The sequence below is a fragment of the Clostridium polyendosporum genome (assembly GCF_018332455.1).
Taxonomy (GTDB): Bacteria; Bacillota; Clostridia; order Clostridiales; family Clostridiaceae; genus Clostridium_AY; species Clostridium_AY polyendosporum.
The window spans coordinates 148,146-156,049 of record NZ_BOPZ01000006.1 but is presented as its reverse complement, the minus strand read 5'-3'; the positions used below and the strand labels follow the sequence as shown (position 1 = coordinate 156,049).

The window sequence follows — 7,904 nt, the reverse complement described above, 5'->3', positions numbered from 1 at the left end:
AATTTAAAAGTTTAATCTCTATGCTCTCAAAAGAATTGCTGTACTTAATTTCCTCTGTTTAATTTTCAAAGACCAAGTTATTTTTGCATGTCATCAACTGACTGCTTGACTATCTTATCAGCTTTTCGTTTCTCTGTCAACAACCTTTTTTATAATTTTTAAAGTTCAATTGACATCTATAGAGAAACTACTTTTAGTTTGCCGAGTTGAACCGACAAGTGATATCTTATCACATCTAAAGCTGTTGTCAACACTTTGTTGTTGACTTCTTTATCGCTTGCTCACCGCAGCGACATCAACTATCTTATCACATAAACTAATAACAAAAAAGTGCTTTTATATCGTATTATCAAAATATCTCGATATTTATCTTTTTTCCTCGTTTATTGTCAGCTATCCTATTAGTGATACGCTAGGTAGATTTATACGAGAAACCTGATTATTACAACTAGACTTAGCGCGAATTAATGCATCTATTAACATATTAAAATAACTATAATTTCAAAATAGAAGAACAAAAAATACTAATATAATTATGATAATATCTAATATTATTCCCTTCTCTACTGTAAAGATAACTTTTTAAAAATTATAACTCTCCACTTTTACTGATACTATATAGTTAATTTAGTTTCAAATATTCATATACAAAGTCTACATATCTAAACATCTTTCTAATCACAGGGGCTGTATCCTCTCCACTATTTATGACACGTGCATACTCAAAAAGGTTATAGTATGTTTGTCTTACCTATGGAGCATTTAGGTATCTTAACTCCCTATATTAGAAATACACTTATTGCTGCAAGCCAGATAGGAATGGAGTGAATCATTGTTAAATGATGTAGGTATGCTAATATCAACTATCTTTGCACATTTCCTTATTGAATAGCCATTTATCATACATCTAACATAGAGTATCCACTTTTTAATATCCTTCTTACTATTATGATGTGGTAAGCGTATAAAGTCAGTAAAAGTCTTTCGGCACGATTTACAGATATAACTTTTTTTAAAAAATATTAGTTTTTTGCACTAAGTTTTTGTTTTTTTAAAAGGTCAGGTATGCTATTCTACCCTAAAATGGTATAATATGAAATTATTATGAATTTGGGTATATAATTACAATAATCACAAACTTAAAAAATAATTTTAAAAAAAATTTATTTATAGAGGAAGGATATAATTATGATTAATATGTTTGATTTAAGTGGTAAAGTTGCTCTAGTTACAGGAGCTTCTTCAGGACTCGGAGTTCAATTCGCAAAGGCTCTTGCTAGACAAGGTGCTGATATAGCAATTGTTGCAAGAAGACTTGAAAAATTAAATCAAGTTAAAGCAGAAATAGAAGCACTTGGAGTTAAATGCGTATCTCTAAAATGTGATGTAGCAAAAGTAGATGAAATTAAAGAAACCGTTGCTAAGATAAAAGAACATTTCGGTAAAATTGATATTTTAGTAAATAATGCAGCTATCGCTTTAGATGCTCCTGCTGAAAAGCAATCAGATGAACTTTGGGAAACAATGGTTAATGTAGATTTAAACAGTGTATTTTATTTTTCACGCGAAGTTGGAAAGATTATGATTGAGAATAATTATGGAAAAATTATAAATATAGGCTCAATAAACAGTAGTGTTGCATCTACTTATATGCCACTTACAGCTTATTGTTCTGTAAAGGGTGGTGTGCTTATGTTTACAAAAGCTTTAGCAACTGAGTGGGCAAAATATAATATTACTGTAAATGCTATCGGCCCTGGTTATTTTGAAAGCGAAATGACTGCTGAGCTTGTGGATGATGCAGAATTTTCTCCAGTAGTTAAAACTTTCTGCCCTATGGGGAGATTTGGGCGTGAAGGTGAATTAGACGGTGCAATTGTTTATTTAGCTTCTGATGCTTCAAGCTATACAACAGGACAAATTCTAAATGTAGATGGAGGATGGACAGCAGTTTAGAAATAACATCTAATATTTTATAGAAAAAAGCTAGATATTAAGCCCAGAAGACGCAGGTTTAGAGATTCATCCCAACATTGATCAATTCACACGTATTGAAGAAGATCAAGGACTTGTTAAAATGGGTAGTAGTAAATATAACCTGGATTTTCAAAGAAAAGTCTATAAAAACAGCCTTCTATAAGAAGCCATAGCTTCAATAAGTCCACAAAGACATAAAGTACACAATTTATTAAAAATGATATATGATAATGGAGTATCTCCAAGACACTTGATAGATATATTAGGCGAGTATGTGGATACATATGTTATAGACTTTGACGTTGCTTTAGCTAGAACAGTTAATTAATAATATATAGATACCCTAATTAAAAAATGACAAAGGAGTATTACCCTTTGTCATTTTTTAATTAGAATATTCAATGTTAATCTTACCTACTTTACTTTCAAAAATCAATGAATGCTCTGCCTTTTCCTCGATGACTTTATTTCCAACTTATATCTGCTTTTTTTCTTGGTACAGTTCTAAAATATTTCACATCAGGATATCCAATTACCATGCATGTTACAATTTTTTTACCTTCCTTTACTCCTAGAAAATCCATAATTTTTTTGTTGTCTTGTGCGGCTCTTACCAAAAATCCGCTAAAGAGTGTGCCAAGCCCTAAAGCATTTGTCATAAGTTCCATATTTGAAGAAGCTAATGCACCATTTACATCTGAATTAGCCGTAACTATTATTACTGCTGGTGCATTAAAGAATAGCCTATCATTTTCATTAGGATTTAAATTAAAGTCTTCATACATTCTCATCCACATCTCTGCGTATCTTTTAAACATCATAGTCTGTGGAGTTAGATTGGCTAGTAAATCTTCTCCTAATTTCTTTAAACTTTCTAATGTTAAAGCTTTTAATTCTTGTAGTCCTTCCCTTACTACTATATAAGACACATCTTGCAGGTTGCTACCAGTTTGAGTGTATCTACCAGCTTCTATAATTTTAGAAATCTTCTCTTCTTCTACTTCTTTATCTTTAAATTGTCTTACAGTTCTTCTGAATTTAATAAAATTTAGAAGATTATCAGCATCAACTAAAAACTCTTCTTTATTATAATTTTTCACATCTTCCATGTTGTACTCATCTGTTGATACTGCATCTTTAGGACATACAGCAATACAATGTCCGCATTTAATACAGCTTTTATTATTAATCTTAGCTTTACCACCAATTATTTCAATATCTCTTAGAAAGCAATCCTTAACACATAGTCCACAACCAATACACTTTTCAGTATTTACATTCATCATAATATAATCAACTCCTTAAAAGGCTTTTATTTAATATACTTTTGACTTATATATAAATAAAATTTATAATAGTTTTTATAATAAACTTATGCAATTATTTATATATTCGCTGATACACTAGGATTATATCATTATCTTATTAATTATGTCTAATTACTAATATTCACACTTCTATAACCAAAAGTTATAGATAAGCACTATTTTTATATTACAAGGAGTATGAACATGAATTTACAGCAATTAGAATATTTTAGAAAAGTAGCTGAAACCGAAAACTTTACCGCTGCTGCAGCTTTAGTATCGGTAACTCAACCTGCTTTAAGCAAAGCAATTTCTAAATTAGAAGCAGAATTAAATGTATCTTTATTTGAAAGAAATGGCCGTAATGTTAAACTTACCTCTTTTGGCGAAGCTTTTTTAAAGCATGCTAATATAGCTCTGTTAGAGGTGGAAAAAGGAATTCGGGAATTACAAGCCATGGCAAACCCTGATAAAGGGATTATTTCTATTGCATCTACCTACTGCATTGGAACATACTTTATGCCTTTTATAATTAGTGGTTTTTTAAACAGCTGCCCCTGTACTAAATTTCAATTTAATCATGAATCTACACCTGAAATATTAAATGATTTAAAAGATGGTAAAATAGACTTGGGGTTTTATGACAACATTGATGATATTCATAAACATACTGAAATTAAATCAATACCAGTAAAAAAAGAAGAATACGTTTTGATTGTTCCAAAAAGTCATCCTCTTTCAAATCAAACAGAAGTTTCTTTAAAAGACTTAAAAGATGAATCCTTTATTGTATTTTCTGAAGGATATAAAGATATGATGCTTTCTTATTCTGAACTTATGGGTTATACTCCCAAGATTTCCATACAACCTAATGAAGTTAGTATGCTTGGAGGATTAGTCGCTGCTGGTGCTGGTATTACTATAGTTCCTAATGCTCCTCTTATTAACACAAGTACGGTTTCTATTATAAAAATAAAAGAAAACATTGGATATAGAACTATTTATATGGGCTGGCTAAAGGATTCTTATATATCCCCTGTAGCAAAGAAATTTAGAGACTACGTAATATCATTAGCTTCTAACAGTTAGAAATATTTACTTAAAATCCTTTGATCTCAGCCTATTTCTTTACTATCTTTACTATCTTCACCACTGTCTCCACATGTGCTGATTGCTGATTATAGACAAATAAAAAAAGATGTAGTGCGATTAACTTTAAATTAAGCCTTTGTTTAAGAAATGTATTTTAAAAAAGAATTATATTAATAACAAACATCTTCTAGTACAATAATATATTTTACATTGCTAATCACGGTATTTAGATGTGCCGTTAGCTTTTATAATTTTACAGCATTTATTTTGGTTTTAACTCCAATAATCTTTAAACATAAAAACAAACAGAGCCATCACAATTAAGATGACCCCGCGATATTTTCCTATAATCTATTTCCATTAAAGAAGACTAATATTTGATTTGCTCTAGTACGTTTCATAACTCTATAACCCTTATTCGAAGCAGTTGCAATACCTTCGTCATTAGGCTTACAATATCTACCTTCCAAACAAGTTCCATCATCCCGAAGAAGAAGTTTTCCCATCAAACCAACTGTAACCCATTCGGGACGTTTTAATCGTGGGATATATTCCCTCTTATTGTCCCACTCAGGATTCAAAATTGGTTGTGTTTCCGTATGTTCTGAAATAACTACATTACCATCTTTATCTTTTACTTCTGGAATTATAACCTCATGGTATTGTACCCTACCCCATTCATCTATTATAAATTTATTTTTCCACCGTAATTCACCACTATCTCCAACGAAAGAAGATGCAGCACTTGTGATACCTAATATATAATCATCATTACTATTAGCTTTTCTTATTTTATCACCTTCTAAAGTAACAAAATGTCCAACTTCAATAGGTTGTTCATCAATTGTTTCGAACATTTCCGCATAATCAGCACCACCGCCAAACCAACCAACGTCTGCAAAACCCCTTCCATCGTATAAAATTTTAGCAGCTAATCCTTTTGCACTAAAATTACCATTTGCCAAGAACCATGAATAATTATTATCGGCATCTCCAAACGCACCCATAATATGAGAACCCGAAAAATTATTAGTGCTTGTATATACACCTTCGGCATGAGAAACAACTCCACTTGCTACTGTGTTAGCACCTTCTGCATGAGAAGAGTCTGCACTTGCTGTTGTATACCTACCTTCGGCATGTGAACAAAATCCACTTGCTATTGTGCTCATGCCTTCTGCATGTGAGTTATCTCCATTTGCTACTGTGTAAGAAGCTTCAGCATGGGAAGAACTTCCACTTGCTACTGTAGAATCGCCTTCAGCATGAGAGTGAGGTCCACTTGCTATTGTATTAACTCCCTCTGCATGACACGCATATTGCGAATTAGATCTTTTTATTGCATAAACCCAACTACTATATATAGTAGCTGTTGTATCTAAAGTAACAACAGTACCATTAATTGCAGCTATAACTACGGTTTGTGCTAAGCTATCTGTTATTTTAATAATTAAACTATCTCCAACAACTAATCCCGTAATATTATCTAATGTTATAGTTTTTGCAGTATTGTCAAATCCATTTATTTTATATAAAGTACCATTCGCTGCTAGGGTGGATTGACCTTCTGCATGAGAAATATTTCCACTTGCTGTTGCATACCTACCTTCTGCATGAGAAATATCTCCACTTGCTGTTGTAAAATCACCTTCTGCATGAGAAGAGTATCCACTTGCTGTTGTAGAATTGCCTTCTGCATGAGAATACCGTCCACTTGCTGTTGTATACCTACCTTCTGCATGAGAAATATCTCCACTTGCTGTTGTAATATCACCTTCTGCATGAGAAGAGTATCCACTTGCTATTGTAGAATTGCCTTCTGCATGAGAAACATCTCCACTTGCTGTTGTAGAATTGCCTTCTGCATGAGAAGCCAATCCACCTGCTGTTGTAAAATAACCTTCTGTGTGAGAAGCCGTTCCACTTGCTGTTGTAGAATCACCTTCTGCATGAGATGAGTATCCACTTGCTGTTGTAGAATTGCCTTCTGCCAAAGAACATGAGCCTATAGAATTCGTATTACAACCTGGGATAAAAGGTGGTCCCATTGGTCCTACTGGTCCTTGTGGCCCTACTTCACCTGTATCTCCCTTTGACCCTTGTGGTCCTGTTAACCCTTGTGGTCCTACTTCGCCAGTATCTCCCTTTGGTCCTGCTGGTCCTTGTGGTCCTGTTAACCCTTGTGGTCCTACTTCGCCAGTATCTCCTTTTGGTCCTGCTGGTCCTTGTGGTCCTGTTAACCCTTGTGGTCCTACTTCGCCAGTATCTCCCTTTGGTCCTGCTGGTCCTTGTGGTCCTGTTAACCCTTGTGGTCCTACTTCGCCAGTATCTCCTTTTGGTCCTACTGGTCCTTGTGGCCCTATTTCACCTGTATCTCCTTTTGGCCCTTGTGGTCCTTGTGGTCCCATTGGTCCTACTTCGCCAGTATCTCCCTTTGGTCCTACTGGTCCTTGTGGCCCTGTTAATCCTTGTGGTCCTTGTGGTCCTGTTAACCCTTGTGGTCCTACTGGTCCCATTGGTCCTACTTCACCAGTATCTCCCTTTGGTCCTACTGGTCCTTGTGGTCCTGTTAATCCTTGTGGTCCTTGTGGTCCTACTGGTCCCACTGGTCCTACTTCGCCAGCATCTCCCTTTGGCCCTTGTGGTCCTACTGGTCCCATTGGTCCTACTTCGCCAGTATCTCCCTTTGGACCTACTGGTCCTTGTGGTCCTGCTGGTCCTTGTGGTCCTGTTAATCCTTGTGGTCCTTGTGGTCCTGTTAACCCTTGTGGTCCTACTGGTCCCATTGGTCCTACTTCGCCAGTATCTCCCTTTGGTCCTACTGGTCCTTGTGGTCCTGTTAATCCTTGTGGTCCTGTTAACCCTTGTGGTCCTACTGGTCCCATTGATCCTACTTCGCCAGTATCTCCCTTTGGTCCTACTGGTCCTTGTGGCCCTAATTGTAACTGTAGCCACTGACTTCCGTTATCTCGATAAAGAATGCGTTGGTTAGTATCTAAAAAAAGCCTACCTTTCATACCCGCTAAAGGTCTGCTTGTAATAGGCCCTTCTTGAATAGACGGTGCACCCCCTGCATTTACTACAAACTCTACTTTCATGTTTTCAGCTCCTTATATGAATACTAGCAACAATATACAATATTCATCTTTTAGACAAACAATACTATATTTCTTTATTGAAAACTTTAACTATCAATTAAATATAATTATAGGTTTATGTTACACTAACAAAATTGCACAACAACTTGGGATGGTTCCAGATATCAATCTGTGACAGTAAAATGGCTAAGGATATGTGCAAAAATACAAGACTCACGAATGGGTCTTGTAAATTGTTATACCTAAAGAATCATGTTTATTTTTCTTTTAGGTCTATATAAACTTTTTATACATAACTCTATCTAAACAATCATAGTAATAAATTATAAAAAATTAAACCCGGTAACTATAGAAATTACCGAGTTTTTTATGGTGCGGCGGAGAGGATTCAAATCTCCGAACAACTGGTTCGTAGCTAGTATAATAAAAT

General features: G+C 34.5%; 5 protein-coding genes and 2 pseudogenes. 4 read left to right on the top strand and 3 right to left on the bottom strand.

What is annotated here, in order from left to right; genetic code table 11:
• Positions 1-837 precede the first annotated feature (837 nt).
• Positions 838-1,014 (bottom strand): annotated as a pseudogene (locus CPJCM30710_RS17810) (transposase); the annotation flags it as partial.
• A gap of 174 nt (positions 1,015-1,188) precedes the next feature.
• Between CPJCM30710_RS17810 and CPJCM30710_RS05585 the strand changes: the two are divergent.
• From CPJCM30710_RS05585 to CPJCM30710_RS17800, 3 genes and pseudogenes are all read left to right on the top strand, one after another.
• On the top strand, positions 1,189-1,956 hold the full coding sequence (locus CPJCM30710_RS05585) for an SDR family oxidoreductase (RefSeq protein WP_212903183.1): 768 nt from the start codon (positions 1,189-1,191) through the stop codon (positions 1,954-1,956).
• A 34-nt stretch (positions 1,957-1,990) separates the two neighbouring features.
• Positions 1,991-2,122 (top strand): annotated as a pseudogene (locus CPJCM30710_RS17805) (cupin domain-containing protein); the annotation flags it as partial.
• 24 nt (positions 2,123-2,146) lie between these two features.
• Complete coding sequence (locus CPJCM30710_RS17800; protein WP_407644975.1) at positions 2,147-2,305, top strand: DUF6514 family protein; 159 nt, start codon at positions 2,147-2,149, stop codon at positions 2,303-2,305.
• Positions 2,306-2,441: 136 nt separating this feature from the next.
• Here the strand turns inward: CPJCM30710_RS17800 and CPJCM30710_RS05580 are convergent, their stop codons facing one another.
• On the bottom strand, positions 2,442-3,263 hold the full coding sequence (locus CPJCM30710_RS05580) for a nitroreductase family protein (protein ID WP_212903182.1): 822 nt from the start codon (positions 3,261-3,263) through the stop codon (positions 2,442-2,444).
• 225 nt (positions 3,264-3,488) lie between these two features.
• Here CPJCM30710_RS05580 and CPJCM30710_RS05575 point away from each other — a divergent pair, with 225 nt between their 5' ends.
• Entirely contained in the window at positions 3,489-4,373 is an 885-nt protein-coding gene (locus CPJCM30710_RS05575; protein ID WP_212903181.1) for a LysR family transcriptional regulator, read from the top strand.
• A 347-nt stretch (positions 4,374-4,720) separates the two neighbouring features.
• Here the strand turns inward: CPJCM30710_RS05575 and CPJCM30710_RS18030 are convergent, their stop codons facing one another.
• Positions 4,721-7,474 (bottom strand): peptidase G2 autoproteolytic cleavage domain-containing protein, encoded by a 2,754-nt coding sequence (locus tag CPJCM30710_RS18030; protein ID WP_212903180.1) that lies wholly within the window; start codon positions 7,472-7,474, stop codon positions 4,721-4,723.
• Positions 7,475-7,904: the final 430 nt, after the last annotated feature.

Excerpts from the sequence above, each read along its gene's own strand:
- CPJCM30710_RS05585 (WP_212903183.1), top strand. The coding sequence starts at position 1,189 with ATGATTAATATGTTTGATTTAAGTGGTAAAGTTGCTCTAGTTACAGGA.
- CPJCM30710_RS18030 (WP_212903180.1), bottom strand. The coding sequence starts at position 7,474 with ATGAAAGTAGAGTTTGTAGTAAATGCAGGGGGTGCACCGTCTATTCAA.
- CPJCM30710_RS05580 (WP_212903182.1), bottom strand. The coding sequence starts at position 3,263 with ATGATGAATGTAAATACTGAAAAGTGTATTGGTTGTGGACTATGTGTT.
- CPJCM30710_RS05575 (WP_212903181.1), top strand. The coding sequence starts at position 3,489 with ATGAATTTACAGCAATTAGAATATTTTAGAAAAGTAGCTGAAACCGAA.